26 protein-coding genes are annotated in these 26,573 nt (G+C 70.7%); 14 read left to right on the forward strand and 12 right to left on the reverse strand.

The window, feature by feature from the left end; translation table 11 throughout:
- Positions 1-9 precede the first annotated feature (9 nt).
- The 3 genes from ACGFX9_RS31660 to ACGFX9_RS31670 form a co-directional block, all read right to left on the reverse strand.
- Positions 10-2,625 (reverse strand): polynucleotide kinase-phosphatase, encoded by a 2,616-nt coding sequence (locus ACGFX9_RS31660; protein ID WP_393480642.1) that lies wholly within the window; start codon positions 2,623-2,625, stop codon positions 10-12.
- Positions 2,622-4,130 (reverse strand): 3' terminal RNA ribose 2'-O-methyltransferase Hen1, encoded by a 1,509-nt coding sequence (locus tag ACGFX9_RS31665; protein WP_393480647.1) that lies wholly within the window; start codon positions 4,128-4,130, stop codon positions 2,622-2,624. The genes ACGFX9_RS31660 and ACGFX9_RS31665 overlap by 4 nt, the downstream gene beginning before the upstream one ends.
- Before the next feature lie 207 nt (positions 4,131-4,337).
- Positions 4,338-4,787 (reverse strand): cold-shock protein, encoded by a 450-nt coding sequence (locus ACGFX9_RS31670; RefSeq protein WP_393480652.1) that lies wholly within the window; start codon positions 4,785-4,787, stop codon positions 4,338-4,340.
- Between the two features lie 172 nt (positions 4,788-4,959).
- Here ACGFX9_RS31670 and ACGFX9_RS31675 point away from each other — a divergent pair, with 172 nt between their 5' ends.
- A complete protein-coding gene (locus ACGFX9_RS31675; RefSeq protein ID WP_393480657.1) occupies positions 4,960-5,883 on the forward strand; it encodes an LLM class F420-dependent oxidoreductase in 924 nt (307 codons plus the stop codon).
- A 173-nt stretch (positions 5,884-6,056) separates the two neighbouring features.
- Here ACGFX9_RS31675 and ACGFX9_RS31680 read toward each other — a convergent pair whose 3' ends face one another.
- From ACGFX9_RS31680 to ACGFX9_RS31700, 5 genes are all read right to left on the reverse strand, one after another.
- A complete protein-coding gene (locus ACGFX9_RS31680; protein WP_393481326.1) occupies positions 6,057-6,539 on the reverse strand; it encodes a DUF6099 family protein in 483 nt (160 codons plus the stop codon).
- Between the two features lie 226 nt (positions 6,540-6,765).
- A complete protein-coding gene (locus tag ACGFX9_RS31685) occupies positions 6,766-7,089 on the reverse strand; it encodes a nucleotide pyrophosphohydrolase (RefSeq protein ID WP_393480660.1) in 324 nt (107 codons plus the stop codon).
- Positions 7,086-8,255, reverse strand: a complete 1,170-nt coding sequence (locus ACGFX9_RS31690) for an AAA family ATPase (RefSeq protein WP_393480663.1) — start codon at positions 8,253-8,255, stop codon at positions 7,086-7,088. Before ACGFX9_RS31690 ends, ACGFX9_RS31685 begins: the two co-directional genes overlap by 4 nt.
- An 87-nt stretch (positions 8,256-8,342) precedes the next feature.
- Positions 8,343-8,723, reverse strand: coding sequence for a cell division protein SepF (locus ACGFX9_RS31695; RefSeq protein ID WP_393480666.1), 381 nt, complete (start codon positions 8,721-8,723; stop codon positions 8,343-8,345).
- Between the two features lie 134 nt (positions 8,724-8,857).
- Positions 8,858-10,015, reverse strand: coding sequence for an epoxide hydrolase family protein (locus ACGFX9_RS31700; RefSeq protein WP_393480669.1), 1,158 nt, complete (start codon positions 10,013-10,015; stop codon positions 8,858-8,860).
- Between the two features lie 142 nt (positions 10,016-10,157).
- On the opposite strand from ACGFX9_RS31700, the gene ACGFX9_RS31705 reads away from it, so the two are divergent.
- The 4 genes from ACGFX9_RS31705 to ACGFX9_RS31720 all read left to right on the forward strand — a co-directional run bounded on the left by ACGFX9_RS31705 (position 10,158) and on the right by ACGFX9_RS31720 (position 14,416).
- Positions 10,158-10,949, forward strand: coding sequence for an arylamine N-acetyltransferase (locus ACGFX9_RS31705; protein WP_393480674.1), 792 nt, complete (start codon positions 10,158-10,160; stop codon positions 10,947-10,949).
- Between the two features lie 87 nt (positions 10,950-11,036).
- A complete protein-coding gene (locus ACGFX9_RS31710) occupies positions 11,037-11,444 on the forward strand; it encodes a molybdopterin-binding protein (RefSeq protein WP_393480679.1) in 408 nt (135 codons plus the stop codon).
- Positions 11,445-11,525: 81 nt separating this feature from the next.
- Complete coding sequence (gene modA, locus ACGFX9_RS31715; protein ID WP_393480683.1) at positions 11,526-12,335, forward strand: molybdate ABC transporter substrate-binding protein; 810 nt, start codon at positions 11,526-11,528, stop codon at positions 12,333-12,335.
- Positions 12,336-12,478: 143 nt separating this feature from the next.
- Positions 12,479-14,416 (forward strand): ABC transporter permease, encoded by a 1,938-nt coding sequence (locus tag ACGFX9_RS31720; protein WP_393480688.1) that lies wholly within the window; start codon positions 12,479-12,481, stop codon positions 14,414-14,416.
- 37 nt (positions 14,417-14,453) lie between these two features.
- Here the strand turns inward: ACGFX9_RS31720 and ACGFX9_RS31725 are convergent, their stop codons facing one another.
- Positions 14,454-15,362: an aminoglycoside phosphotransferase family protein gene (locus tag ACGFX9_RS31725; RefSeq protein WP_393480691.1), complete on the reverse strand. Its 909-nt coding sequence runs from the start codon at positions 15,360-15,362 to the stop codon at positions 14,454-14,456.
- 118 nt (positions 15,363-15,480) lie between these two features.
- Between ACGFX9_RS31725 and ACGFX9_RS31730 the strand changes: the two genes are divergently transcribed.
- From ACGFX9_RS31730 to ACGFX9_RS31740, 3 genes are all read left to right on the forward strand, one after another.
- Positions 15,481-16,344 carry an MEDS domain-containing protein gene (locus tag ACGFX9_RS31730; RefSeq protein WP_393480695.1) on the forward strand — a complete coding sequence of 288 codons (864 nt, stop codon included), beginning with the start codon at positions 15,481-15,483 and terminating at the stop codon, positions 16,342-16,344.
- An 8-nt stretch (positions 16,345-16,352) separates the two neighbouring features.
- Positions 16,353-16,907 carry an ATP-binding protein gene (locus tag ACGFX9_RS31735; RefSeq protein ID WP_393480700.1) on the forward strand — a complete coding sequence of 185 codons (555 nt, stop codon included), beginning with the start codon at positions 16,353-16,355 and terminating at the stop codon, positions 16,905-16,907.
- A gap of 318 nt (positions 16,908-17,225) precedes the next feature.
- Positions 17,226-19,043 (forward strand): coagulation factor 5/8 type domain-containing protein, encoded by a 1,818-nt coding sequence (locus ACGFX9_RS31740; RefSeq protein ID WP_393480705.1) that lies wholly within the window; start codon positions 17,226-17,228, stop codon positions 19,041-19,043.
- Between the two features lie 441 nt (positions 19,044-19,484).
- Here the strand turns inward: ACGFX9_RS31740 and ACGFX9_RS31745 are convergent, their stop codons facing one another.
- Entirely contained in the window at positions 19,485-20,225 is a 741-nt protein-coding gene (locus tag ACGFX9_RS31745; protein WP_393480709.1) for a GAF and ANTAR domain-containing protein, read from the reverse strand.
- A 227-nt stretch (positions 20,226-20,452) separates the two neighbouring features.
- Here ACGFX9_RS31745 and ACGFX9_RS31750 point away from each other — a divergent pair, with 227 nt between their 5' ends.
- The gene (locus tag ACGFX9_RS31750) at positions 20,453-21,217 is read left to right on the forward strand and encodes a restriction endonuclease (RefSeq protein WP_393480713.1); all 765 of its coding nucleotides are present in this window, start codon (positions 20,453-20,455) and stop codon (positions 21,215-21,217) included.
- Here the strand turns inward: ACGFX9_RS31750 and ACGFX9_RS31755 are convergent.
- On the reverse strand, positions 21,180-21,731 hold the full coding sequence (locus ACGFX9_RS31755) for an ATP-binding protein (RefSeq protein ID WP_393480716.1): 552 nt from the start codon (positions 21,729-21,731) through the stop codon (positions 21,180-21,182). The two genes, ACGFX9_RS31750 and ACGFX9_RS31755, sit on opposite strands and share 38 nt — an antisense overlap.
- A 174-nt stretch (positions 21,732-21,905) precedes the next feature.
- Here ACGFX9_RS31755 and ACGFX9_RS31760 point away from each other — a divergent pair, with 174 nt between their 5' ends.
- The 5 genes from ACGFX9_RS31760 to ACGFX9_RS31780 all read left to right on the forward strand — a co-directional run bounded on the left by ACGFX9_RS31760 (position 21,906) and on the right by ACGFX9_RS31780 (position 25,976).
- Positions 21,906-22,382, forward strand: coding sequence for a hypothetical protein (locus ACGFX9_RS31760; RefSeq protein ID WP_393480720.1), 477 nt, complete (start codon positions 21,906-21,908; stop codon positions 22,380-22,382).
- Between the two features lie 123 nt (positions 22,383-22,505).
- Positions 22,506-23,357, forward strand: a complete 852-nt coding sequence (locus tag ACGFX9_RS31765) for a metallophosphoesterase family protein (protein WP_393480724.1) — start codon at positions 22,506-22,508, stop codon at positions 23,355-23,357.
- A complete protein-coding gene (locus ACGFX9_RS31770) occupies positions 23,354-24,034 on the forward strand; it encodes a 4'-phosphopantetheinyl transferase (RefSeq protein ID WP_393480729.1) in 681 nt (226 codons plus the stop codon). The genes ACGFX9_RS31765 and ACGFX9_RS31770 overlap by 4 nt, the downstream gene beginning before the upstream one ends.
- 11 nt (positions 24,035-24,045) lie before the next feature.
- Entirely contained in the window at positions 24,046-25,323 is a 1,278-nt protein-coding gene (locus tag ACGFX9_RS31775) for a sensor histidine kinase (protein ID WP_393480734.1), read from the forward strand.
- Positions 25,308-25,976: a LuxR C-terminal-related transcriptional regulator gene (locus ACGFX9_RS31780; protein ID WP_393480738.1), complete on the forward strand. Its 669-nt coding sequence runs from the start codon at positions 25,308-25,310 to the stop codon at positions 25,974-25,976. The genes ACGFX9_RS31775 and ACGFX9_RS31780 overlap by 16 nt, the downstream gene beginning before the upstream one ends.
- Before the next feature lie 18 nt (positions 25,977-25,994).
- Here ACGFX9_RS31780 and ACGFX9_RS31785 read toward each other — a convergent pair whose 3' ends face one another.
- Positions 25,995-26,501, reverse strand: a complete 507-nt coding sequence (locus ACGFX9_RS31785; RefSeq protein WP_393480743.1) for an ATP-binding protein — start codon at positions 26,499-26,501, stop codon at positions 25,995-25,997.
- Between the last annotated feature and the right edge of the window lie 72 nt (positions 26,502-26,573).

The raw sequence follows: 26,573 nt of genomic DNA on the forward strand, positions 1-26,573 counted from the left end.
AGTGCGGAGCTAGAGCCGCGGGTCCACCGGCTCCGACTCCAGGGCGAGGACCGCGAACACCGCCTCGTGCACTCGCCACAGCGGCTCACCGGCCGCGAGGCGGTCCAGGGACTCAAGGCCGAGCGCGTACTCACGGATCGCGAGCGAGCGCTTGTGCCCGAGGAAGCGGCCGCGGAGCTTGTCCAGGTGTTCGGGCCGGGTGTACTCCGGGCCGTAGATGATCCGGAGGTACTCGCGTCCGCGGCACTTGATGCCGGGCTGCACGATCCGGCCCTTCCCGTCGCGGACCAGCGCCTCGACCGGCTTGACGACCATGCCCTCACCGCCGCGGTTGGTCATCTCCAGCCACCAGTCGATGCCCGCCTGGACCGACGCCTCGTCGCCGGTGTCGACGTAGAGCCGCCGGGTGGTCTGCAGCAGGCCCGTGCCGTCGTGCTCCACCATGCGGTCGATCAGGGCGAGCTGCTCGTCGTGCGGGAGCGCGGCGAGGCTGCGGCCCTGGACGGCCAGGATCTGGAACGGCGCGAGGCGCACGCCCTCCAGGCCGTCGGTCGGCCAGCAGTAGCGGCGGTAGGCGTCCGTGAACAGGGCCGCGTCCACGGCTCGTTCGCGCTGCCTGGCCAGGAGTTCCCCGGTGTCCACGCCACGCTCCTTCGCCGCTTCCAGGGCGGCGATCGCGCCGGGGAAGACCGCTCCGGAGGCGGCGCCCACGGCTGCGTACTGCGTGCGGAGCAGGCCGGACGCCTTCAGCGACCAGGGCATCAACTCCGCGTCGAGGAGCAGCCAGTCGGTGTCGAGCTCCTGCCACAGGTTCGCCTCGGTGAGGGCGGAGCGCACCCGGCCGAGTATCTCTTCGGTGACCTCCGTGTCGCTGAAGAAGGGGCGGCCTGTGCGGGTGCAGAGCGAGCCGGTCGGGCCGTCCACGCCGAAGCGCTCGCGGGCCACGTCCGCGTCGCGGCACACCAGGGCCACGGCGCGCGAGCCCATGTGCTTCTCCTCGCACACGACCCGTGCGACACCGTCCTGGGCGTACGAGGCGAAGGCCTCGGCCGGGTGTTCCAAGTAGCCCTCGCGCTGCGAGGTGGCGGTGGGCGCCATCGTCGGCGGGAGGTAGGGAAGCAGTCGCGGGTCGACGGCGAAACGGCTCATCACCTCAAGGGCCGCCGCCGCGTTCTCCTCCCGCACGGCGACGCGGCCCGCGGTTGGGGTCTCCCCTGCTCGAACGGAGTTGAGAGCCAGGGGAAGGGTCTCCACGGCGCGGCGGCCGTGCACGTCGTTCAGGTCGAGCGGCCGCCCGTCGTGACCGCCGGGCGCCTCCGTGCGCAGCGGCTTCGTCGGCTCGTACCAGACCTGCTCCGCCGGTACGTCGACGAGCTCACGCTCCGGCCAGCGCAGCGCGGTGAGCCTGCCGCCGAACACGGCTCCGGTGTCAAGGCAGATGGTGTTGTTCAGCCAGGTCGCCGTGGGCACGGGGGTGTGGCCGTAGACCACGGCGGCGCTGCCGCGGTAGTCCTCCGCCCAGGGGTAGCGCACGGGCAGGCCGAACTCGTCGGTCTCGCCGGTGGTGTCGCCGTAGAGGGCGTGCGAGCGCACCCGGCCCGACGTGCGCCCGTGGTACTTCTCGGGAAGGCCCGCGTGGCAGACGACGAGCTTGCCCGCGTCGAGGACGTAGTGCGAGACGAGACCGTCGACGAACTCCCGCACCCTCGCGCGGAATTCGTCGCTCTCTCCCTCCAACTGCGCGATCGTCTCCGCGAGTCCGTGGGTGGGCTGGACCTTTCGGCCCTTGAGGTGGCGGCCGAGCTTGTTCTCGTGGTTGCCCGGTACGCACAGGGCGTTGCCGCCGCCGACCATCGCCATCACGCGGCGCAGCACGCCCGGGGTGTCGGGACCGCGGTCGACGAGGTCACCGACGAAGACGGCCGTACGCCCTTCGGGGTGCGCGCCGTCCACGTAGCCGAGCTTGCCGAGCAGGGTCTCCAGCTCGGAAGCGCAGCCGTGGATGTCGCCGATGATGTCGAAGGGGCCTGTGAGGTGGGAGAGGTCGTTGTAGCGCTTCTCCGTGACGATGGTGGCGCCGTCGACCTCCTCCACGCCCCTGAGAACGTGGACCTTCCTGAAACCCTCGCGCTCCAAATGCCGCAGTGAGCGCCGCAGTTCACGCTGATGGCGCTGGATGACGCGGCGCGGCATGTCCGCCCGGTCGGCGCGCGAGGCGTTGCGCTGGGCGCACACCTCCTCGGGTACGTCGAGGACGATGGCGATGGGCAGCACGTCGTACTGCCTGGCGAGCTCGATCAGCTGCTTCCGGCTGTCGCTCTGCACGTTGGTCGCGTCGACGACGGTGCGGCGGCCCGCCGCGAGGCGCTTGCCCGCGATGTAGTGCAGCACGTCGAAGGCGTCGCGGCTCGCGCCCTGGTCGTTCTCGTCGTCGGCGACGAGGCCGCGGCAGAAGTCACTGGAGAGCACTTCGGTGGGCTTGAAGTGCTCGCGGGCGAAGGTGGACTTGCCGGATCCCGTGGCGCCGACGAGGACCACGAGGGAGAGATCGGTGACGGGCAGCACCCGCCCCGCGCGGGTGACTGCGGTGCTGGTGCCAGTGCCGGTGCCGGTTTCATTGGTCATGCCGCCCGCACCCCCTTCGCAGTCTTGTGGTCTTGCACTCTTGTGTCGCTCTTGTCGTTCTGCGTGAACACGGCCATCTGGGTGGGCGGCCCGACCTCGGGGTCGTCGTCACCGACAGGCACGAACTCCACGCCGTAGCCGTGCCGTTCGGCCACCTCACCGGCCCATGCGCGGAACTCCGCACGCGTCCACTCGAACCGGTGGTCGCCGTGCCGCACATGCCCGGCGGGGAGCGTCTCCCAGCGGACGTTGTACTCGACGTTCGGCGTCGTCACGAGCACGGTGCGAGGCCGCGCGGAGCCGAACACCGCGTACTCCAGGGCGGGCAGCTGCTCCACGTCGAGGTGCTCGATGACCTCGCTGAGCACGGCGGCGTCGTACCCCTTGAGCCGCTTGTCGGTGTACGCCAGCGAGCCCTGGAAGAGCTTGACGCGCTCCGCCTGGCGCTCACCCATGCGGTCCAGCTTCAGCCGCCGCGACGCGATGGTCAGCGCGCGCATGGACACGTCGACTCCGGCGATCTCGGTGAACCGGGTGTCCTTGAGCAGCGCCTGCACCAACTGGCCCTGACCGCAACCGAGATCGAGCACGCGTCCGGCGCCCGCGGAGGCCAGGGCCGCGAGGATCGCCTCGCGGCGCAGCACGGCGAGCGGCACCGGCTTCTCTTCTGTGTCGCTCTCCTCGTCGACCGCGTTGTCGATCTCCTCGACGTCGGTGTCGTCCGCGTCGGCGAGCCGCACCAGTTCGAGCCGCTCCGTGGCCTCCCGGGTCAGCGACCAGCGCCGCGAGAGGTAGCGGCTGGTGATGACCTTCTGCTCCGGGTGGCCCGCGAGCCAGCCCTCACCGGCGCGCAGCAGCTTGTCGACCTCGTCGGGCGAGACCCAGTAGTGCTTGGCGTCGTCGAGCACGGGGAGGAGGACATAGAGGTGCCGAAGCGCCTGGCTCAGGGTCAGCTTCCCGTCCGGTACGTCGAGTACGAGATGGACGTAGCGCGATTCACCCCACTCGGGGAACCGCTCGTCCAGCACCACCGGCGTCAGCGTCACCGTCCAGCCCAGCGGCTCGAACAGCTTGCGCACCAGCGCGGCACCGCCGCGCGCGGGCAGCGCGGGCACCTCGATGCGCAGGGGCAGCGGCTGCCCGGCCCGCTCGGGTCGCGCGTTGCACACCCCGCGCATCGCGCTGGAGAACACCGCGCTCAACGCCACGGCGAGCAGCGACGACGCGGCGTAGGGCCGGTCGTTCACGTACTGCGCGAGCGCCGCGTCGGGCGCACCGCCCCGCCCCTTGCCCTTCCCCTTGCCCCGCCGGACCAGCGCCACGGGATCCACCTCGAGCAGCAGCGCGGCCGTGCACCGCGCCTCGGACACCTCGGGGTAGAAGACGTGCGCGGTGCCGTAAGAGGTGGAGAAGGGCTGGGCCTTGTCGGGATGCTTGTGCAGCAGGAACCCGAGGTCGGTGGCGGGGCGGTCAGGGCTGCCGGAGGTGCTGATCGTCAAGAACACGGTGGTTGGGCCTCAAGACATGGTCTGAGCTGCGGATACGGACCGCGTCGTCTGGCGCGGTTCCTCTAGAACGTACAGCGGACACCGCAGCCGCACACGAGAATTTCCACTCCACCGGCCGGACGCGGCCCGGCCCCTCACCAGTCGTGAACGGTCCCGTCCCGAAGGCGGTTGACCAGCAGGCAGACCGCCTCGCACGAGGCACGCTCAGCCCTCAGCCCATCCATGGCTCTTGCCGTGCTGCACCAGCTGTTCGCGGAGGTGTTTGATCTGTTCGCCCGTCATCCATGGCGCCGTGCTGAGCAGCAGCTCCGTCACCTCGAACGAGTACTCCGCGACACTGAGCACATCGCACGTGGGGTCCTCGTCGTCGTCGAGCGCCGCGGCCGACGCCTGAATCGACGGGGGTACCTGCGCCCTGCCCACGAACGGAGGTCCCGTGGGCGCCTGCGCTCCCTTGGGGAGTCGCACCGACGAAGCCTTCGGCCCGCGCTCGCCCTCCTCGATCTCGAACTCGACCAGCGCCCCCGTGTACACCAAAGGCTCCGGAATCAGCAGATCGTTGGCGTGCAGGAACACGTCCTCCCCGCCATGATCCGGGGCGATGAATCCGTAACCCCGCGCGCCGTCGAACCGGACAACTCTGCCAGCGACCATCTCAACCCCAACAACACCATCTCCGGGCCCCTTGCCCGGACAGCCGGTGCCGAAGCCTAGCCGCCGGACCAGGGGGCATGTGACCGGGCCCATCCCGGCCCGTGGACCCGGCGGCGGCAACACGGGCCGGTCGGGACCCAAACCGGAACCGGCCGCCGGGCAAGATAGCTGCATGGATCTTCGAATCTTCACCGAACCGCAGCAGGGTGCGACCTACGAGACGCTCCTCCGCGTCGCCAAGGCCACCGAGGACCTCGACTACAGCGCCTTTTTCCGCTCCGACCACTACCTCGTGATGGGCTCGTCCGACGGTCTTCCCGGCCCCACGGACGCCTGGATCACCCTCGCCGGTCTTGCCCGTGAGACACGGCGGATCCGGCTCGGCACCCTGATGACCGCGGGCACCTTCCGGCTGCCCGGCGTCCTGGCGATCCAGGTCGCGCAGGTCGACCAGATGTCGGGCGGCCGCATCGAGCTCGGTCTCGGCTCCGGGTGGTACGAGGCTGAGCACACCGCGTACGGGATCCCCTTCCCGAAGGAGAAGTTCGGGCGGCTCGAGGAGCAACTCGCCATTGTGACCGGCCTGTGGGAGACCCCGGTCGGTGAACGCTTCAGTTTCGACGGCACCTACTACCAGCTCTCCGATTCCCCCGCCCTTCCCAAGCCCGCCCAGCCGAAGGTGCCCCTGCTCATCGGCGGTCACGGCGCCAAGCGGACACCCGCCCTCGCGGCGCGCTACGCCGACGAGTTCAACATCCCCTTCGCCTCCCTGGCCGATGCCGAGCAGCAGTTCAAGCGCGTACGCTCCGCCGCCGAAGAGCACGGTCGCAAGGCCGACGACCTCGTCTACTCCAACGCCCTGGTGGCCTGCGTGGGCAAGACGGACGCCGAGGTGAAGCGCCGCGCCGACGCGATCGGGCGCGATGTGGAGGACCTGAAGGCCAACGGGCTCGCCGGATCCCCCGCGGAGGTCGTCGAGACGATCGCCGCCTATCAGGCCGTCGGCTCGCAGCGCATGTATCTCCAGATCCTCGACCTGGACGACCTTGACCATCTGGAGCTGATCTCCTCCCAGGTCATGCCGCAGCTCGGCTGACCGGTCCTGGGCGGGTCCTGCGGGACCCGAGGCGGGCGGCGCAGGTCGGGCCGGTCCCGCCCGCGCCTCCGTCAACTCCCGCGGTCCCGCCCGCCACGCGCCGCCCCCGCCGGGTGAAAATCCGTCAACCCGGCGGCCGGTGCGGCTCCGCCCCAGTGACCCCGCTTCTGACCTCACGGTGGCCCCGTCGCCGAGTCGGGCTCGGGCAGGCTCTGTTCGCGCACCGCGAGCCTGCGCAGCATCTCGAGCACCCGGTCCCTCGCCTCGTCGGCGGCGTCGATCGCCTCCATGCACTGCCAATACACCCCCTCGTCGTCCGCCCCCATCGCCACGGCGACCAGTGCGATACCCACATCGCCGAGCAGTTCGTCAAGCCCTCCCAGCACTTCTTGGGCCTCGCCGATCGTCGTAAGCCGCGACGCCCGGATGCCCTCCGTGCCCAGGCCCGGGGCGTCGAGAACCCCGCAGCCCCTGCCGCCGACCTCGCTCAGGCCGAGCGCCTCGCTCCGTAACTCCTGTGGCCCGGCGACCGCGAGACGGCTGCCGATCGCCTGCGCGAGAGCCTGGGACTGCCACACTTCCGCCACGATGCCCGCCGGCTCCTGGCTCCGTGCCAGAGCGCGTCTGCTCGCCTCGATGAGTCGCATCGCGTCCATGCTCACCCCCGCCCGTCCCGCGCGCACCCGTCGCACGATCGCCTCGGCTCCCTTGCTCACTACCCAGAGTGAGGGCCAGCGGGACGAAAAGCCAGAGCAACCAGGAAATCTGTGGACAAGTTATCGACTGGGGACAACGTGTCCACTCCGGAGAGTGACGATCGTACAGAGAATGAGGCGGTGGACGGGCTCACGGACGAGCTCACGGACGGGCTCGCAGACGAGCTCACGGCGCCGGGAAACGCCCCTCGTTCCGGTCGATCTTCGCGGCGAGCGCCGCCAGCGCGTCGATGCCCAACACCTCGCAGAACTGCAGCAGATAGGCCAGCACGTCGGCGACCTCGTCCGTCACCCGGTGCGCGGAGTCCGGGGATTCCATCACCCGCGCCGACTCCTCGGGCGTCAACCACTGGAAGATCTCGACAAGTTCGGAGGCCTCGACGCTGAGCGCGGCGGCCAGGTTCTTGGGCGTGTGGTACTGCTCCCAGTCCCGCTTCGCGGCGAAGTCGGCCAGTCTGCGCTGCAGTCCCGCTACATCAAGTTCAGTCACGGCTCCAGGTTTACCACCGAGGCCCCGCCCACTTCAGCGGCCCATGCCCCGTCGCTCACCGTCCCCACGAGCCGGATGTGCCCGCTCCCGCAGGAACGCGCCGCCAGTTCGCCGAGTGCGCGCTTCTGCCGCGGGTCGAGGCAGTGGTCGATGCCGTCGGCGACCACGGTGAGGTTCTGGTACGCCCCCGGCACCTCGGCCACCGGGTCGACCTCGAGCACCCCCGGGCCGGTGAGCAGCACCAGGGCGAGCGCCAGATACCTCAACTCGCCGTCCCCGAGCCGCCCGACCGGTGTCCTGATCCCCGCGCCCCGCTCGATGAGCGCGTGCACCGACCCGTCCTCGGCCACCTCCGCGCGCACGTCGGCGACCGGCCCCGCGCACCCGGCGCGCACGGCAGCCACCAGTCGCCCATGACGGTTGCCGCACTCCTCCCTCGTACGAAGAAGGACCTCGGCGAGGTTGTCGCAGCCGCTCAGGAGGCGTCCCGAACCGATGAGTCCGGGCGGCACCGGCAGCCGCATCGGGCCGGGCCTGGGAGCGCACGGGAACACCGAACGGAGCGCGACCACCACCTGTTCCGCCGCCGCGAGCACCAGGCGCTGCCCTTCCGTCTTGCCCGCGACGCGCAGCGGAAGGAGCGCCGTGCCGAGCCGGTCGTCCGGCAGCGGGCCGCGCGTGACCGGTGACGCGCCCGCCGTATGCCAGGCCGCCTGCACGGCGCGCCGCCCCGGGTCGCGCAGGGCGGTCTCGAGCAGGGTGAGCCCGTCCCGGGTCAGCCGCTCGCCGACGACGCGCAGTTCGGGCTCGGCCTGTACGGCGACGTCGAGCCGCACCGCTCCGACCGGCCCCTCGATCGTGCAGCCGATGCGGAACCCGCGCCGCCGCTGTCCGTCGGCCCGTGCGCCTTCGGGCACGCAGGCCACCGGATCGGCGAAGACATCGACGAGTTCCTCACCGGCGCCGAGCCGCGCCAGTGCTTCGTACGCGGCGAGCGCGGTGGTTTTCCCGCTGCCGCTCGGCCCCGATACGAAGGTCAGCGGGCCGAGCGGGAACACGGCGCCCCGGTGTGAGGCGAAGGCCGAGAGCCGCAGTTCGGTGACGCGGCTCCGTTCCGGGCCCGACGGTGGTTCGGCGACCGCCTCCGGGAGGTGCACTGCTGTCATGTCCGGAAGGTAAGCGGCAAGGTGCCTGGGGAACCGTTCCGCCCAAGTGACCTTCCTACGAATGAGGGATTAGCAGAGAAGGGTCACCTACGACTGCGCCGCCGCGACAAGGCCCTTCACCTCGGTGCCGGGCGGGGCGAGCAGGAAGACGTTCTTGTCGACCCGGTGCATTCCGCAGCCGAGGCCGAGGACCACACCGCTGCTGAAGTCAAGGACGCGCTTGGCGACTTCCGTCTCCGCCCCGGTCAGGTCGAGCAGGACCGGGATCTGCGCCATCACGGTCTCGGCGACCTCGCGGGCGTCCGAGAAGACGTTGACCCGCATCACCACAAATCGCCGTCGCGCCTCGGTCTCCGCGTCGGGCAGCGCACGGTGGCCGGGCCAGGACGGCCATTCGTTGCGGCTGCGCAGCGGTACGACCTGGGCGAGCCCTTCCCACTGTTCATCGGTGACGTCGTGGCTGTTCAACGATCCACCCCGTCCTGGCTCGCACTGGATATCTGCACTGAGTCATTCTTACGCGACCTCACCCGTTCAGCCCAACAGCGACACGGAGCAGGCGGTCCAGTGTGCCAGTGCCGGCAGGAGACCACCTCCGCCGCTCAGCCCCTGAGCGGCCGGAAGAACGCCCGCAGCTCCCGCGCCACTTGCTCCGGCTCCTCATGCGCCATGAAGTGCCCGCCTCGCTTCGGAGTGCTCCAGTGGCGCAGATCCGTGAGGGTGCGCTCGGCAAGGCTCCTGGGGAAGTCCGCGAACGCCGGTTCATGGCTGAGGGTGATGGCCGCGGGCACGGTGATGCGTGGCACGGGCTTGTTCCGGGGGTAGTCGTAGTACTGCCGGAAGGACGAGCCGATGCTGCCGGTGACCCAGTAGAGCGTCGCGACGGTGAGCAAGGTGTCCTTGTCCCAGCGGCTTTCGAGGTCGCCCCCGCAGTCGCTCCAGTCGCGGTACTTGTCGGCGATCCAGGCGACGAGCCCCGCCGGGGAGTCCATCAGGGCTGCGGCGATCGTGTCGGGGCGGGTGCACATGATCTCGCTGTAGCCCTGGTCGATCACGTCGTACGCTGCGAGCGCGTCGAGGAACGTCTGTTCGTCGGGGGTCGGCGGCGCCGCGTCGTCGAACTGCTCCGTGATCACCGCGGACGTGACGTGCACCCCGGCGACTTCCTGCGGATACAGGGCGCCGAGCCACTGCGTCACCCCGCCCCCGATGTCCCCGCCGAAGGCCCCGAAGCGTTCGTAGCCCAGGGTTTGGGTCATCAGCTCGTGCCAGATCCCGGCGACGCCCCTGCGCGTGAACGGCTCGCGCGGCAGTTCGGAGTGGACGAAGCCCGGCAGCGAGGGAATCACCACGTCGAAGGCGTCGGCCGGGTCGCCGCCGTGCGCGGCCGGGTCGGCGAGGCGGTCGGCGACCCGCAGCATCTCCACGAAACTGCTCGGCCAGCCATGGCTGAGGACCAACGGCAGTGGCGCGGGGGCCCCTTCGGGCCGCCGGCCCCGCAGATGGACGAAGTGCACGCGCCGTCCGGCGACTTCGGCGACGTACTGGGGAAAGGCGTTGAGCGCGGCCTCGGCGGCGCGCCAGTCGAAGCCGTCCGCCCAGTAGGCGACCAGTTCGCGCAGATAGCCGGGGTCGGTGCCCGCCGCCCAGTACGTGGAGTCGGAGGGCTGGGTGAAGAGGGTGCGGTTCAGGCGTGACCGCAGGTCGTTCAGCACGTCATCGGAGACGGAGGTCCGGAAGGGAGCGGGCTCGGTCGGCATGGTTCCTTCGATGCAGGGGGCAGATGCAGCCCGTCACCGGACGCAGCGAGCGGCGAGCGGCAAACGGCAAGCGGCAAGCGGCAAGCGGCAAGCAGTCCTCCGACGGGCACGCCCATGATGCGCGACGCGTGAGAATACGCCCATGGATTTTGCTGAGACAGCTGCCTATCTGCGCCGCATCGACGCCGCGCCCCCCGCGGCGCCCACCACCCGCGCGCTGCACGACCTGCAGCTCGCACACCTCCTCGCCGTTCCCTTCGAGAACCTCTCCATCCACCTCGGCGAGGACATCGAACTGACCGAGAAGGCCTTGGCAGCGAAGGTCGTCGGCGCCCGCCGCGGCGGCTTCTGCTACGAACTCAACGGGGCGTTCGCCGCGCTGCTCACCGCCCTCGGCTTCGAGGTCACCTTGTTGCAGGCCCGTGTGTACGACCCATCCGGGCACCCCGGAATCCCTTACGACCACCTGGCGTTGCGTGTGCTCACCTCCGACGGCGGCGACTGGATCGCCGATGTCGGCTTCGGCGCCCACAGCCACTTCCCGCTGGCCTTCGGCGAGCGCGGCGACCAGTCGGATCCCGGCGGCACCTTCCGCGTCGCCGAGACTCCCGAAGGCGATCTTGACGTCCTCATGGACGGCAAGCCGCAGTACGTGATCGACCTGCGCCCGCGCGCCCTCGCCGACTTCACGTCCGGCGCCTGGTGGCACCGCACCTCGCCCCGGTCCCATTTCACCCAGTCCCTGGTCTGCTCGCTGCTCACCGAGTCCGGCCGGATCACCCTCAGCGGCCGGACCCTCACGACGACGGAGGGCGGAGAGCGCCGCACCGCCGAGCTGGCCACGGACGCCGACGTGCTCGACGCGTACGCCACCCACTTCGGCATCGCGTTGGAGCAGGTGCCGCAGGTGAAGCAGGCGAAACAGGGCGCTTGACACTTCCTCCAAGGCGCCCCGCATCTGCCATGGAGGAACCCCCAGGAATGTTGTAGATGCCAGGCCAGGCGGCATATCGTGGCGCGCATGCAGTCCTACACGATCGGCCAGGCGGCGCGTCTGCTCGGCGTCAGCCCGGACACGGCACGCCGCTGGGCCGACGCCGGGCGGGTCGCGACCCACCGGGAGGAAGGCGGCCGTCGCCTCATCGACGGCCGTGACCTCGCCGCGTTCTCCGTCGAGGTCGCGCAGAGCCAGGGGCAGGGGGGCAGCGGCGAGGACGACGTCCCCTACACCTCCGCCCGCAACGCCTTTCCCGGCATCGTCACCGCGGTGAAGCTCGGCGACGTCGCCGCCCAGGTCGAGATCCAGGCGGGCCCGCACCGGCTCGTCTCGCTCCTGACCCGGGAGGCCGTGGAGGAGCTGGGCCTGGAGGTCGGCATGCAGGCCACCGCCCGCGTGAAGTCCACCAGCGTGCACATCGACCGCACCTGACCGACCCCTGGTCCGCACCCCAGGGTCCTCAATCACGGCCGGACCGCGCCGCCGGCCGCGTCCCCAAGGAGTCTCACGCTCATGTCTCTCGCTCTCAGCCCCGCCAGGCGCCGCACGGCCGCCGCCGTTCTGACGGCGGCCCTGCTCGTGCCGCTCGCCGCCTGCGGCAACGACGACAGCAAGAACGACAGTGCGAAGAAGGGCGGTGGCTCCGCCGGAGCGCCGAAGGCCGACCTGACCGTGCTCGCCGCCTCCTCGCTCACCGATGTGTTCGAGACCGCTGGAGCCGCGTACGAGAAGGAGAACCCGGGCACGAAGGTCAACTTCTCCTTCGCCGGTTCCCAGGAGCTGGCCGCCCAGGTCAAGCAGGGCGCCCCGGCCGACGCGCTGGTCACCGCCGACACCAAGACGATGGACGGCCTCAAGTCGGACACCGGCAGCCCCACCGTGATCGCCAAGAACCGACTGGTGATCGCGGTCGGCGAGGGCAACCCGAAGAAGATCGCGAAGCTGAAGGACCTCTCCGCCGGCGAGCTGAAGGTCGTCCTCGCCGCGTCCGAGGTGCCGGTCGGCCGCTACAGCAAGCAGATCCTGGACGACCAGAAGATCGACGTGAAGCCGGTCTCGCAGGAGCCCAACGTCCGCGCCGTGCTGAGCAAGGTCGAGCTGGGCGAGGCGGACGCGGGCCTGGTCTACAAGACCGACGCCGCCACCGCGCCCAAGAAGGTCGACGCGGTCAAGATCCCCGACGGCGAGAACGCGATCGCCGACTACCCGGCGGCCACGCTGAAGACGTCGAAGCACGGCGAGGCCGCGGCGGCGTTCGTGAAGTGGCTGTCCACGCCCGCGGCGCAGAAGATCCTCCGGGACGCGGGCTTCGAGAAGCCGTAGCGGAACCCACCCCGGCCACGGTCACGCCGACCGAGGTGAGGGGGCCGGCCGCCTCCCCGGGCCGGGGCAGCCGGGCCGTCCCCGGCGGCCCCGGACGCCCCCTCACCTCGTACCACCGCACCGAGCGCACTCCAGGGACCACGATGAAACGCCTCCGCGGCCGCACCCCTGGCCCCCGTACCCCGATCGCCCTGGCGATCCCCGCGCTGCTCGCCATCGCGTTCCTGATGCTGCCGCTGCTCGGGATTCTCGCGCGTACCCAGTGGAGCGACCTCGGCGCCCATCTGACCAGTGAGGGAACCACCGAGGCGCTGAAGCTGTCCCTTGTCGTCTCATTCTGGGCGCTGGGGCTCTCCCTGCTGCTCGGGGTGCCGCTCGCCTGGCTGCTCGCCCGTGTCGACTTTCCGGGCAAGGCGCTCGTACGTTCCCTGGTCCTGCTCCCGATGGTGCTTCCGCCCACCGTGGGCGGCGTCGCCCTGCTCCTCGCCTTCGGGCGGCGCGGTCTGCTGGGCCCGTGGATGGAGGACACGTTCGGGCTCACCCTGCCGTTCCAGACGTCGGGCGCTGTGGTGGCGGCGACGTTCGTCGCGATGCCGTTCCTGGTGATCAGCCTCGAAGGCGCGCTCGGTGGGCTCCGCCCGCGTTACGAGGAGACCGCGGCGTCCCTGGGAGCCTCGCCGGTACGGGTGTTCCGCACGGTCACGCTGCCCATGGTCGCCCCTGGACTCATCGCGGGAGCGGCCCTGACCTGGGCGCGGGCGCTCGGCGAATTCGGCGCGACCATCACCTTCGCCGGCAACCTCCCCGGCACCACCCAGACCCTGCCCCTCCAGGTGTACCTGCTGCTCCAGGACTCCCCCGAGGCCGCGACATCGGTGTCCCTGCTCCTGCTCGCCATCGCCATGGCGGTGCTCGTCGCGCTGCGGGGCCGGTGGATCGGCACTCCGGGCGACCTCCGCCGCGGGCGGCCCGAACCCCTGTCGGACGAGGCGGTTCCTCCCGCGCTCCCGGACGTCCCCGCGGTGGACGCCGCGCCGCCCGCGGAACGCTGGTCCCTGCACGCCGAAGTCACCGGCTTCAACCAGCTCGTCCTGGACGCCGAACCGGGCACCACCATCGCCGTCGTGGGCCCCAACGGCGCGGGCAAGACCACCCTGCTGCGCGCCCTCCTCGGCCTCACCCCGCGCGCCCACGCGACGCTGCGCCTCGGCGGCACCGACGTCACCGAGCTGCCGCCGCACCGCCGCCACGTCGCGTGGGTCCCGCAGGACGGCGCCCTGTTCCCGCACATGAGCGCCCTCGCCAACACCGCGTACGGTCCGCGTGCGCGAGGCGTCCCACGCGGCGAGGCCAGGCGCCGCGCGCAGGAGTGGCTCGACCGGCTCGGCGTCGGTCACCTCGCGCACCGCAGACCGGCCCAGGTCTCCGGCGGCCAGGCCCAACGGGTGGCGCTGGCCAGGGCGTTGGCGGCCCGACCCCGGCTTCTCCTCCTGGACGAACCACTCGCCGCCCTCGACCAGACGACGCGGGCCCACGTACGCCACACCCTGCGCACGCACCTCGACACCTTCGGCGGTGTCTGCCTGATCGTCACCCATGACCCCGTCGAGGCGGTGTCGCTGGCCGACCGGGTGCTCGTACTGGACCAGGGCCTGGCCCTCCAGGACGAGACGCCCGCCGAAGTGACCCGGCATCCTCGCTCCCCGTGGGTGGCCAGGATGCTGGGGCGCAACGCATGGCCCGGCGTCGCGGGACCCGAGGGTCTCGCCCTGCCCGGCGGCGGCACCCTCGTGGTCGCCGACCCGCTGCCTCCGGGCACCGAGGCGCTGGCGATCATCGCCCCGGAGGCGGTCTCCGTGCACCGCGACAAGCCCGGCGGCAGCCCCCGCAACGTCTGGCCCGGCACCATCCGCGAGATCACCACCAGCGGCAGCCGCCTCCGGCTCCTGATCACCTCACCCCAGGCCCCCGACCTCGTCGCCGAGATCACCCCGCAGGCCGCCGCCGAACTTGGCCTCGCAGACGGGACGCCGGTGTGGACGAGCGTGAAGGCGACGGAGGCCACGGTCGTGCCTACGTAACGCCTACGCAAGGCGCCCCCGCCCCTCCCGCCTGCTCTCAGCCGAAGTGCTCGTGGTCGTCCAGGACCTCCGCGATCACGCGCTGGTTGAGGGCGGCCTTTTCCTGGTCCGTGTCGACGCACCCGGACAGGTTCAGCAGGCACTTCCACAGCAGCCAGCCGCGGGCCCGCGCCCAGGTGCCGTCGTCCTGGCCCATCGCGTGGCGGAAGGCCTCGCGGCTCTCGCCCGAGAACATGCCCCACGCGATGACCAGATCGCAGGCGGGATCGCCGACACCCGAGGTGCCGAAGTCGATGACGGCGGTCAGTTTTCCGTCGGCGACCAGGAGGTTGCCTGACGCGATGTCGCCGTGGAACCAGACGGGCTCCCCGCGCCACTCGGCGGCGAGGGCGGCCTCCCAGACGGCGGCGGCCCTGCCCGTGTCGAGGCGGCCGTCGAGCGCGGCCAGACACCGCCGGGTCTCCTCGTCGTAGTACGCGGGCGACGCCCCTCGGTACCAGTTGTGCTCGCCCGCGAGGGGGCCGCCTGTGGTGTCGCAGCGCTGGAGGGCGAGGAGGAATCCGGCCAGCGATACCGCGAACCGCTCCATGTCGCCGATGCGTTCGCGGGCCGCGGTCTCACCGTCGAGCCAGCCGCGCACGGACCACGGGAAGGGGTACCCCTCGCCCGGCACGCCCTTGCCCAGGATCGGCGGGACGGCGACCGGCAGGGACGGCGCGAGCCGGGGCAGCCACTCGCTCTCCTTGGCGACGGCCGGCACGTAGCCGGCGGCGGTCGGCAGCCGGGCCGTCATGGAGTCGCCCAGGCGATAGGTCCGGTTGTCCCAGCCGTCGACCTCCACGGGTCTCACCGGAAGTCCGCTCCACCGGGGGAACTGTGTGGTGATCAGACGTTTCACCAGGGCCGCGTCGATACCGGCGCGACCGTCAGGGGGAGTCGAAACCATGCGGGGATCATCACTTCCGCGATCGCGTCACGCAACGAAATATCGCGGTCCCGGAACGACTTCAGTCAACTGTGATCACGAACGCCGTGGCGCCTCGCGCACCCCTAGGCTGCGCTCCATGGATGCCAGTTCCGTGTCCAGGACGGTCTCTGTCACACGTATGAACTCCGGGGACCACGCCTGTCTCGGATTCGACGACGACGAAGCCCGCTGGGAACTCCGCGCCGCGTACGCCGACATCGGTCTGTCACGCGGTGAGCAGGTGATGTTCTTCACCGACCCGGCGACCACGCCCGCCGTCGCGGCCGAGCAGCTGTCCACCGGCGGATTCCCGCTGGGTCCCGCGCTCACGGACGGCCGCCTGGTCGTGGTCAACGAAGTCCCGGGGTACGACCCGGTCACCGGCTTCGACCCGGCCGAACGGGCGCACACCTGGGTGGAGTTGACCGAAGAGGCCCGCCACAACGGCTTCGCCGGGCTCCGGGCGGTCGGTGACATGGGCTGGGCCGCCGAACCGGGCGTCGACCTGGACATGCTGGTCAAGTACGAGGCCGAACTCTCGCCCCTGTTCACGGAGATCGGCTTCACCGCCATCTGTGAGTACGACCGGCGGAGGTTCGACGAGAGCCTCCTGGACCGGATCCACCTGGCCCACCCCAAGCGTGCCCTGCCCCGCCTGGGATCCCTGGACATCACCCGGGCGGGGCCCCAGCTGCGGGTCGCGGGTGACGTCGACCTCGCCACGCGGGAGGAGTTCGACTCGGCGCTCAGGCACGCCCTCACCGGCCCGGGCCGCCCCGGGGCCGTCGACCTGACGGAGCTCTGCTTCATGGACGTACACAGCGCTTCGACGCTGGTGCGGCTCGCGCGCGGGATCCCCCGCGACCAGCTCCTCACGGTCCACTGCCGACCCGAACAACACAAGGTGATCCGGCTCTGCGGAGCCGCCGAAGTACCTCAACTCGTCCTGGGCGAAGGGTAATCCGCGCAGTGATCCTCAACCGCGGCATCGGCAACGACGAAAACGGCGGCGAACCGGCTGCCCGGCAGGAGCACATCAACGGCACCCTCGCGCCAGCACCAGCACCAGCACCAACACCAGCAGCCGCACCGGACAGGACCACCCTCCTGGAACTGAACTTCACCATCGCCGACTTGGCACGGCTACGCCTCCACGTCAGCCGCCGCGCCGAGGACGCGGGCCTCTGCGATCCCCGGCTCAGCGACTTCGTGCTCGCCGTGCACGAGGTCGCGAGCAACGCCGTCGTGCACGGCGGCGGCAAGGGCTACCTCCAACTCGCCCACGTGGGCGCCAGGTTGCGCTGCGTCGTCACCGACAGCGGGCCGGGTCCGGACCTGCGGGCACCGTCACACCCGGGATCGGATCTGGGATCGGAACCGGGGGCAGGACCGGCCTCCCTGCCCGACTGCGACGAAGCCGAGAACGGCCGCGGCCTGTGGCTGGCAGAGGCGCTCACGGACCACTTCGACATCGCCGCCTGCCCGGCCGGGACCATGGTCACGCTGGTGACACTCCTGCCCTGAGCGGCCTGCCACCGCCGCCTCACAGCAACCCGGGGGACGGGCGCGTCGCAGCGATCGGGGTGGAGGCGCGCCCGCGGACAAATGCCCCCACGTATGAGCGATTGAGGCCAACTGGCTCACGGGGCGACCTAGTTGACTTCTCTCCGCCCAGTCCTCGCGACATCGTGCGCACCCCCTTGACGCACCTTGCCGCAGACACAACTATCCAACGCGTGAGAGCGCTCTCACAGGGATCACCGTTCAGGTTCTGAACTCATCTGGCCCCATGCGGCACCGCCCACCGGCGTACCCATCCCCCGCTATCAGGAAGAGCCGCCCATGTCTGAGCACCAGTCCCCGACCGCCACGGAATCCGGATCCTCCCTCTCCCGCCGCACCGCCCTGGCCGCCGCCCTCGCGGTCCCGGCCACCGGTCTGCTCGCCTCCCACGCGACCGCCGCTCCCCGCGCGTCGGCGCCAGAGGCTCCGGTCGCCCGCCCGAAGCCGGCCAACGCCGCCGCTCCCGACTTCGGCCCGAACGTCATCATCTTCGACCCGTCCACCGGAGGCATCCAGGCGAAGCTGGACGAGGTTTTCAAGCAGCAGGAGTCCGCCCAGTTCGGCACCAGGCGCTACGCCCTGCTGTTCAAGCCCGGCACCTACAGCGGCCTCAACGCCCAGATCGGGTTCTACACCTCGATCATGGGCCTTGGCCTGTCCCCCGACGACACCCACATCAACGGTGACGTCACGGTCGACGCAGGCTGGTTCAACGGCAACGCCACCCAGAACTTCTGGCGTTCGGCGGAGAACCTCTCGCTCGCTCCGGTCAGCGGCGCCAACCGCTGGGCGGTCGCCCAGGCCGCCCCGTTCCGCCGGATGCACGTGCGCGGCGACCTGAACCTCGCGCCCAACGGCTACGGCTGGGCCAGCGGCGGCTACATAGCCGACAGCCGCATCGACGGCACCGTCCAGCCGTACTCCCAGCAGCAGTGGTACACCCGCGACAGCTCGATCGGCGGCTGGCTCAACGCGGTGTGGAACATGGTGTTCTCCGGGGTGGAGGGCGCGCCCGGCGACTCCTTCCCCAACCCGCCGTACACCACCCTGAACACCACCCCGTACTCCCGGGAGAAGCCCTTCCTCTACCTCGCCGGCGGGGAGTACAAGGTCTTCCTGCCCGCCCTGCGCACCAACGCCCGCGGCACCAGCTGGGGCCACGGCACCCCGCAGGGTCAGTCCCTCTCCCTCTCCGCCTTCTACGTCGCCAAGCAGGGCGACAGCGCGGCCACCCTCAACGCGGCCCTCAACCAGGGGCTCAACCTCCTGCTCACGCCCGGCATTTACCACCTCGACCGGCCGATCGAGGTCAAGAGAGCGAACACCGTGGTCCTGGGCCTCGGTTACGCCACCCTCGTCCCGGACGGCGGCGTGACCGCGCTGAAGACGGCCGACGTGGACGGGGTGCGTCTCGCGGGATTCCTGGTCGACGCCGGGCCGCAGAGGTCCAACACGCTCGTCGAGATCGGCCCCGGGGGCGCGAGCGCCTCGCACGTCGGCAACCCGACCACCGTCCAGGACGTGTTCATCCGCATCGGCGGGGCGGGCGCGGGCAAGGCCACCACCAGTCTGGTGGTCAACAGCCGCCACACCATCGTCGACCACACCTGGATCTGGCGCGCCGACCACGGCGACGGTGTCGGCTGGGAGACCAACCGCGCCGACTACGGAGTCGTCGTCAACGGCGCGGACGTCCTGGCCACCGGTCTGTTCGTGGAGCACTTCAACAAGTACGACGTGCAGTGGAAGGGCGAGCGCGGACGCACGATCTTCTACCAGAACGAGAAGGCGTACGACGCCCCCAACCAGGCCGCCATCCAGAACGGCTCCACCAGGGGCTTCGCCTCCTACAAGGTCGCCGACTCCGTCACCACCCACGAGGGCTGGGGCCTGGGCAGCTACTGCTTCTACAACGTCGACCCGACGATCATCCAGGAGCACGGTTTCGCCGCCCCGAACAAGCCGGGCGTGAAGTTCCACCACCTCCAGGTCGTCTCACTCGGCGGCAAGGGCCAGTACGCCCACGTCATCAACAACATCGGCGCCCCCACGTCGGGCACGTCGACGGTGCCGTCCACGGTGGTCTCCTTCCCCTGAGCCGCACCGGCAGAAGACGACGGTTCGTACCAATACCGCACTTGTGTACGGACAGTGAAAGGTAGGCGGAGTACATTCGTAACGGTGCGACAGGAGCGGCAAGTTGATGGCGGCCGCCGCGCATCTGGGTGGCGACGGCCGCCCCGGGCGCGAGGAACGAGGCTCCCCCTCGTCGATTCCTCGCGCGGTGCCCTCCACAGGTGAGATGCGGGAATTCCCACCGCGAAGGGCTCTGGCGGGAGCCGCGTTGTCGGTGATGCGGCTCCCGCTGGCCCTGGGAGTGCCGATCGGCGCCGAGTGGAAAGGCGTAGGACAGCTACCGGTGTGGCCACGGAGCTGCGTCCTAACTCCACAGCCGAGGATAAGTCTTACTCCCGCATGATCGGAACAGGCTCTGACCTGCCTCTTCTCGCCTCGCACCCTCAACCGCGGCCACGGTCGTCAGGGGCGGGGCCGCAGTCCGGGCGGGTCGGGAGGCTGCTCTCCGGTGAGGCGGGCGATCAGGTCGACGCACAGTTCGCGGAGTTTGACGTTGCGGTTCTGCGAGGCGCTGCGCAGGATCGCGAACGCCTGCCGGGCGGTGCAGCCCTGCTGGGCGATGATGACGCCGATGGCCTGATCGATGACCCCGCGGTAGTGCAGGGCGTGTTGTACGTCTTCCGTGAACTGCTTGGACTTCGTCATGCGCCGGGCCAGCGCGATGGCACCGGTGGCCTGGGAGGCCAGGGCGCGCAGCGCGGTCAGGTCGACGTCGTCGAAGCCGTGGGACTTGGGCGAGTAGAGGTTGAGGGCGCCCGCGGTGTCGGTGCGTGCGGCGATGGGGAGCGAGAAGGAGGAACGGGCACCGCAGGCGAGGGCGTGCGCGGGGTAGGGGCCCCAGCGCTGTTCGTCCATGAGGTCGGGGATGTGGATCTCCGTGCCGGTGCGCAGGGACTCAAGGCACGGGCCCTGGTCGAGGCCGTACTGCCTCTCGTCAAGGGCGGGTGCGTTGGGGCCCACGCTGGTCATGGTCAGGAACCGGCCGTCGAACTGCAGGGTGATCCCGCAGCCGTCGGCCTTCGGCGCGAAGCCCATCGCCGCGACGGCCAGGGCGTGGAGGAACTCGTCGAGGGTTTCGGTGTTCAGGAGCAGGTCGACGATGGTGGCGCTCTGCGGGGCAGCGTCTCCGTAGTCGGCGGTCACGGGGAACTCCGTCCCGCGGGCAGAGGCACCCGGCGTCGGACGAAGCCGCAGGCGTGCGCCGCACTCGGCACCACCCTCCTCCTGCGGCCTTGCGTCCACAAGACCGCGTTCCCCGGGCCGAGTTCCCGCTGTCTCCTGCGGTACGCCGAGTCGATCATGGATCGCCTCGTTCGGGGCACTCAGTCGTACGAAGAGATTCGTAACGACGTCGAGGAGGCCCAGTGCTGATGCGGGAGACCAAGAGTGACACCGGCCGCCCGAAAGCCGCGGAGTCACTGCGCGGGCCGGTCGTCGCCCTCGCGTTGGTCGGCGTACTGCTCGGCGCCGCCGTGCTGCTCTTCCTGCGCTTCGCTCACTGGGCCGGGGCGCATCCGCCGGCTGCCGTACTCGTCGGGCTGCTGGCCATTCCCGTGCTCTACACCCTGTTCCGCGCGATGCCGAGGGCCCGGGAGCTGCGCCGCGCCGCCCGTGCGGGGATGGCCGATGCCGACCGCGAGATAGCCGAGACGGCGCGGGTGGACGTCGTCCCCGCCCCTCCGGTGTGGGACGGATCCACCGACCCCGATGGTTTCGAGGCCGCCGTCGCCGCGCTGTGCGAACGGGACGGCTGCCTGGATGTCGAGGTCGTCGGGGGCGCCGGTGACCTCGGCGCCGACATCCTGGCGACCGCGCCCGACGGACGGCGCGTCGTCGTGCAGTGCAAGCAGTACGGCGCTTCGAACAAGGTCGGCTCCCAGGACCTCCAACGCTTCGGCGGCACCTGCTGGACGGTGCACGGAGCTCAGCTCGCGGCGGTCGTGACGACCGGCCAGTTCACGGAACCGGCCCAGGAGTACGCCGCGGCATGCGGTATCCGCTGCGTGGACGGCGATGCGCTCACCGCCTGGGCAGAGGGGTCGGGACCGGCGCCCTGGGGACCCGCGATGGTCGAGGAAGCGCGGACGGCCACCGCGGCTACGCGGGTGCTGCCCCGTCCGGATCATCGGGAGTGATCAAAGCACCCGGAGCGTCCGCAGCGTCCGGATCATCGTGGGCATCGTCCGTGAGAGCGATGCCCACGATGATGCGCTTGCCGACCGGCTCGCGCCGGGCCTCGACGCTCCGGGCGAGCGCCGTGACGATCTCCAGGCCATGCCTGCCGATGCGGTCGGCGTTCGCGGGCCGGGCCAGCGGCAGAGCCGGGTTGGAGTCCCAGATGTTCACCTCGACCAGTGCGTCGGAGATCCCCAGCTCCATCAGGATCGGGCCCGGCGCGTACTTGCACGCGTTGGTGACCAGTTCACTGACCACCAGCTGGGTGACGTCCAGCGCGCGACGGTAGACCGGCAGGCCGAGCTCGGCCTGCACGCCGGCCAGAAAGTCCGCGGCGAGGTGCCGGGCCCGCGCGATGCAAGGGCCGTCACCCTCCAGGGCCACCGTGGTCCGCAGGTCCCTCGCGTCCACCGGGGCGTTGCCGTGATGGGCGTACCCCGCCTGCGCCTGGACCGTCGTCTTCCCCGCGTTCATACGCGTCGCATACCCGCGCTCTTGTGGGGCACACCCGCGAGCGCCGTGCGACGCGCGTCGCCGGTGGTGGGGTGGTGGGTCTGGACCCACTCAGTCGTACGTTCAGACCCATACCGCGCCCCCTCACGCGCTCCGTAGCGTCGGCATCACATCGAGACGGAGGCAGGGAAAGCCATGGGAAAGACCACCAAGACCGCCGAGCCCGACAAGCCCGCCGAGCCCGCTGCGACCGGCGTCGAAGAAGCGCAGCTCGCCACCCCGCAGGCCCAGGACGCCCTCGACACGCTCAAGAAGAGCATCGTGCTCTACGGCACCGTCAGCGCCATCATCCTCGCCACGGTCGCCGTGATGGCGATCGGCGGCCAGTCGGTGTCGTCGTTCATGTGGGTCCGCTCCGCGATCCTGCTCGCGGTCACCGTGCTGATCCACCGGATGGCCGTCGACGTCTCCAAGGGATCACGTCAGGCGTACGAGCGTCTGAGCACGCTCACCGTCATCCTGCCGATCGCGATCATCGGCGTAGACCTGATCCCCGGCCTCTGCCCGGCGTGGTTCGCCGTGATGCAGGGAGTGTCCGCCCTGGGCCTCGTGCATGCCGCGGTCGTCCTCAAGGTCGCCGCACTGCGCGCCGTCTTCCCCAAGGCTTCCTGACAGCAGGGCCTTTCGCGGTACGGCGGTGGACTGGAGCGCACTGGAACTCCCTTGTCCGGGCACGCCGGAATGTGTTCTCGTGACATCCGACGTGTGTGCGGGCGGGGCGAGGGGGACACAACGATGGACGACGGTACGGGGCAGCTGCTTGCCATCAGCGACCTGCACATCAGTTACGCCGAGAACCGTGCTCTGGTCGAGCGCATGGTGCCCGGCTCCGACGACGACTGGCTGATCGTGGCCGGTGACGTCGCCGAGACCGTGGCCGATATCGACTGGGCCCTCAAGACCCTCGCGAGCCGCTTCCGCAAGGTCGTGTGGGCTCCCGGCAACCACGAACTGTGGACCCATCCGAAAGACGCCGTCACCCTGCGCGGCGTCGCCCGCTACGAGCATCTCGTCGAGAACTGCCGCGACTTGGGCGTGATCACCCCCGAGGACCCCTACCCGGTCTGGGACGGCCCCGGCGGCCCGGTCGCCGTGGCACCGCTGTTCCTCCTGTACGACTACAGCTTCCTGCCGGCCGGCCACACCACCAAGGACGCGGGGCTCGCCTACGCGTACAAGACCGGCGTCGTCTGCAACGACGAATATCTGCTGCACCCCGACCCCTACCCGAGCCGCGAGGCCTGGTGCCGGGACCGGGTGGCCGCGACCGAACGCCGACTGGCCGAGCTCCCCGACGACTTGCCCACGGTCCTCGTCAACCACTACCCACTGGACCGCCATCCCACGGACGTCCTTTGGTACCCGGAGTTCGCCATGTGGTGCGGCACTGAGCTGACCGCCGACTGGCACCGCCGGTTCCGCGTGGCCGCCATGGTGTACGGCCATCTCCACATCCCGCGTACGACCTGGCACGAAGGGGTCCGCTTCGAGGAGGTGTCGGTGGGCTATCCCCGCGAGTGGCGCAAGCGGCCCGATCCGCCCGGCATTCCGCGCCGCATCCTGCCGGTGGAAGGACTCGGCCGGTGATCGAGGAACTGCTTCCGGACGCGGTGGTGGTCGTGGAGTCCTACGGCGACGACGACGCAGACCAGGGACCGCTCTACCCCGCGGAACAGGCCGTGATCGCACGGGCGGTGGTCAAGCGGCGCCGCGAGTTCACCGCCGCGCGCACCTGCGCCCGCCGTGCCATGGAGAAGCTCGGCGTGCCGCCCCAGCCCGTACTGCCCGGTGAGCGCGGCGCCCCGCAGTGGCCGGACGGACTGCTCGGCAGCATGACCCACTGTGACGGCTACCGCGCCGCCGCCCTGGTCCGCGCCACCGACCTGGCCTCCCTCGGCATAGACGCCGAACCCCACGGCCCGCTCCCGGACGATGTCCTGCACACCGTGGCGCTCCCCGCCGAACGGGAGCGCCTGGACCTCCTCGCCGCCCGGCACCCCGCCGTCCACTGGGACCGGCTGCTGTTCAGCGCGAAGGAGTCCGTCTACAAGGCGTGGTTCCCGCTGACGGGGAAGTGGCTCGGCTTCGAGGAAGCGGACATCGCCCTCCACGTGGACCCCGCGACGGCGTCGTACGGCAGCTTCCGTGCCGAACTCCTCGTCCCCGGCCCCCTGGTGGGCACCCGGCGGCTCGGGCACTTCGAGGGGCGGTGGACCGTCCGCCAGGGCCTGGTCACCACCGCGGTGAGCGTCCGCCACCCGTGATCGTCGAGATCGTGCGTGGGTTGTACCGGTCCGCGGTACTGACCGGGCTGACGTGGCTGATGCCGGCTGTCTGCCTGGGCGTCGGGATCGGCGGCTCCCAAGTGGTCAGCTCCTGGTCCGAGGGCCTGAGCGCGCCGCCGGCCGTCCGGGCGCTGGTGACCGTCGGGCAGGTCTTGATGGTGATCCTGTGGATCACCATCGCCGTCTGGATCGTGCACCCACCGACCAGCCGCCCCCTCGCCAAGGCCGCACGCGGCTGCGCGGAACGCTGGCTCGGCGTACGACTCGAAGTGACGTACCGCGCCATTCCCCAGGTCAGCCGCATGTCGACGGGCTACTGGTGGGACGGCCACGAGTACCACCGCTCCGAGCGCGAAGCACGCCGCAGGGCCGGGGTGCACGCCCGCTTCCACGACCCGCAACTGCACTGGGACGGGCTGTGGGGCCTGATCGCCGGTGTGACGGTGCTGCCGGTCGCGGCCCTGCCGCTGCTCGGGCTCGTCGGCGGCGTGTACATGGCGCTGACACCGGACCTCATCGGGTACGGCGTCGTCCCGATCGTCGCGAGTCTGGCCGGCGCCCCGTTCGCCTGGCGGATCTTGGGGCCCGTGGCGCGTCGGTTCCTCGGGCCGATCCCGCGCTCGTGGCTCGGCAGGCGGGTGGAGGAGCTCGAAGCCATCCAGGCGGACCTGACCCTGACCCAGGCGGTCGAACTGGAGCGCATCGAGCGGGACTTGCACGACGGCACCCAGGCCCGGCTGCTGGCCATGGGCATGTCGGTGGGCGCCGCCGAGCAGCTCGTCGACACCGATCCCGCCGCCGCGAAGGCGATCCTCGCCGAAGCCCGTACGGCGTCCGCGACCGCGCTCGCCGAGTTGCGCTCACTGGTACGCGGCATCAATCCGCCCGTGCTCGCCGAGCGCGGCCTGGTGGACGCCGTCCGCGCCCTGGCACTCGACGCCCCGGTCGAGATCTCCGTGCACAGCACGGTCCCCTCCCGGGTCGAGCGTCCCGTCGAGTCGGCGGTCTACTTCGCCGTCGCCGAGCTGATGGCGAATGTCGCCAAGCATGCCGGGGCCTCGCGGGTGAACGTCGAATTCGTCTACGCGCAGCAGCTGCTCACCGCGACGGTGACCGACGACGGGATCGGCGGAGCCGTCGCGTCGGCGGGCTCCGGGCTGCGCGGGATCGAGCGCAGGATGGCGGCCTTCAGCGGCCGTCTGGAAGTCGAAAGCCCCGCTGGGGGACCTACTCGGATCACCGTGGCGGTGCCGTGCGCGTTGTCGTAGCCGAAGACCTCTTCCTGCTCCGCGACGGGATGGTCCGCATCGTCGAGGCGCACGGGCACACCGTGGTCGCGGCGGTCGACACCGGCCCCGCCACGCTCGACGCGCTGCTCACCCTGCGTCCTGACGCGGCGATCGTCGACGTCCGGCTGCCGCCGACGTTCTCCGACGAGGGACTTCAGGCCGCTCTCGCCGCCCGCCGGGAGATTCCCGGGCTGCCCGTACTCATCCTCTCCCAGCACGTGGAACAGCTGTACGCGCGCGAACTCCTCGCCGACGGGCACGGCGGCATCGGCTACCAGCTCAAGGACCGCGTCCTGGACGCCGGTCAGTTCATGGACGCGCTGGGCCGCGTCGCCGAGGGCGGCACGGCACTCGACCCGACCGTGGTGGCGAAACTCCTCGGCCGCCCCAAGCGGGCGGACCCGCTCGCCACGCTCACCGAGCGGGAACGCTCGGTGCTCGCGCTGATGGCCGAAGGCCTCTCCAACACGGCGATCGCGGCCCGGCTGTTCCTGAGCGAGGGCGCCATCAGTAAGTACACGACGACGATCTTCGCCAAGCTCGGCCTCGCCACCGACAACGACACCAACCGCCGGGTCCGGGCGGTCCTCGCCTATCTCGGCGCGGACGAACCGAGCGACCAGGGCCGCTGAGGGTGCGCCCGTGGCTACTTAGTGCGCACCGAAGGGCCCCTTGAAGCGGAACAGCGCGGTGGAGATCGTCCCGTTGTCCTCCGATGGCAAGTCCAGTTCGGCGCGGACGGTCTTGCCGACGGGCAGCCGGTCCAGCACCGCCCACCGGTCGGCCAGCGCCTCGACGAGAAGCAGCCCCCGACCGCCCTCCGCCCCTCCTGCCGGAGCCGTGAGCGCGCCTGGCCCGACCGGGCGGCATTCACCGCGGGCGTCCGATACGTCGATCCGAAGCGTGCGGGCGTCGAGACTCAACCTCAATTCGAAGTCCCGCCCGGCCACGCGGCCATGGGTGACGGCGTTGGCTGCGAGTTCGGCTACCAGCAGCGCTGCGGTGTCCGAGGAGTCGCAGCCGTACGGGATGCCCCAGACGTCCAGCCGATGCAGGGCGAGATGGCGGGCGAGACGGGCCCCTCGTGGAGTGGAACTGAACCGCTGGGTGAACACGCGTACGGTAACCGGGATTTGGGGGGCGGGGGTCGGCGTCATTGCCCCAAAGTGGCCGCCCGCGAGCCTCGCGCACCAGGTCAGCGACTAGCACTCTGAGTGAGAGTACGAGCA

It is taken from the genome of Streptomyces sp. NPDC048436 (assembly GCF_043200355.1).
Lineage (GTDB): Bacteria > Actinomycetota > Actinomycetes > Streptomycetales > Streptomycetaceae > Streptomyces.